The 1,500-nt window shown below is 67.1% G+C and carries 1 protein-coding gene; it reads left to right on the top strand.

The window, feature by feature from the left end:
* The first annotated feature begins 258 nt into the window (after positions 1–258).
* A complete protein-coding gene (locus tag IEX31_RS18375; protein WP_188744834.1) occupies positions 259–1,479 on the top strand; it encodes an IS110 family RNA-guided transposase in 1,221 nt (406 codons plus the stop codon).
* Positions 1,480–1,500 lie beyond the last annotated feature (21 nt).

Below are 1,500 nucleotides of genomic sequence, written 5' to 3'. Positions count from 1 at the left end.
CGCTCATTGGTGCACCATCGTTTCTGTAGCGCGAATGCGTCGCTCCGGATGAGGATTCCTGTTGAACCGTCGGCCGGTGGCTGACCGCCAGCGTCGCTTGTCCCTCGAGGACCACGATGAGATCTGCGGCAGCCGCCGGGCCGGGAAGCCAAGACCGGCGCTAGGGATATGCGGGTTGGACCGCCACGCAATGAGCATCCGGGCCGGCTCCCTGTCCCCGACGGTGCCACATCCATCATCACAGGAAGGACCGGACAGATGTCCACAGAAGACGACCGACGGTTGTTCGCCGGCATCGACTGGGCCAGCAAGACCCACGCGATCTGCGTGATCGACGAGCACGGTGAGATCCGGGTTCGTTTCGAGATCCCCAACACCGGGAAGAGCTTCAACGGCCTGGTCAAACGACTGACCAAACTCGGCGTCGACGGCGTCGCGATCGAACGCTGCGACGGGCCACTGGTCGAAGCACTGCTCGACGCCGACCTGCGAGTCGTGGTGATCACCCCACGTCAGGTCAAGGGCCTCCGCAGCCGCTACACCGGCTCGGGTGCGAAGTCCGACGCCGGTGACGCCTACCTGCTCGCCGATGTGCTGCGCACCGACGCGCGCCGGCTCACACCGCTGACCCAGGACAGCGACGCCACCCAAGTGCTTCGCTCGCTGTCGCGGACCCGGAAACAGCTCGTCGAGGCTCGAGTCGGGCTGATCAACCAGCTGCACGCCGAACTGGAACGCTGCTTCCCCGGCGCTATCGGCCTGTTCGCCCGCCTGGACAGTGACGTCACGATCGCGTTCCTGCGCCGCTACCCGACCCAGCACGCCACCGCCCGGCTCACCCAAGCCCGATTCGCGGCGTTCCTGCGGCGCATCGCCTACTGCGGCCGCAAACCCGTCGAGGAGCTCTACGCCCGCGTCACCGACGCACCCCCGGCCGGCCTGTCGGCCGAAGAAGCCGACGGCCACGCCGTCTGCGTCTACGCCCTGCTGCGAGCCATGGAGACCGTCAGAAACCAGGAACGCGAACTCGAAGCCGAGATCATCGAACGCCTCGACGCCCACGCCGACGCGCACATCTTCACCAGCCTGCCCAAAGCCGGACACGGCGTCCGCGCCGCAGCACTGCTGGCCGAGATTGGCGACGTCCGCGCCCGATTCCCCGACGAAGAATCCCTCGCCGCCCTGGCCGGCGTCGCACCCGTGACCAGAGCCAGCGGGAAAGTCCACTCCGTCGGCTTCCGCTGGGCCGCGGACAAGAAACTCCGCAACGCACTCATCGACTTCGCCGACGACTCCCGACACGCCAGCCCCTGGGCCGCCAAGATCTATCAGGACGCGATCGCCCGCGGCAAACGCCACCCCCACGCCGTCCGCATCCTGGCCCGAGCCTGGGTCCGCGTGATCTGGCGCTGCTGGCAAGACCACACCACCTACAACCCCCAACTCCACGGAGGCGCCATGCAACAAATCGCCGCCTGAGGTTGACCTAGGGAATCTCAT

The organism is Agromyces bauzanensis, from assembly GCF_014645655.1.
In the GTDB taxonomy this organism is placed as follows: domain Bacteria; phylum Actinomycetota; class Actinomycetes; order Actinomycetales; family Microbacteriaceae; genus Agromyces; species Agromyces bauzanensis.
Note: the sequence above shows the minus strand (reverse complement) of the source record. Positions and strands in the feature narration are given on the sequence as shown.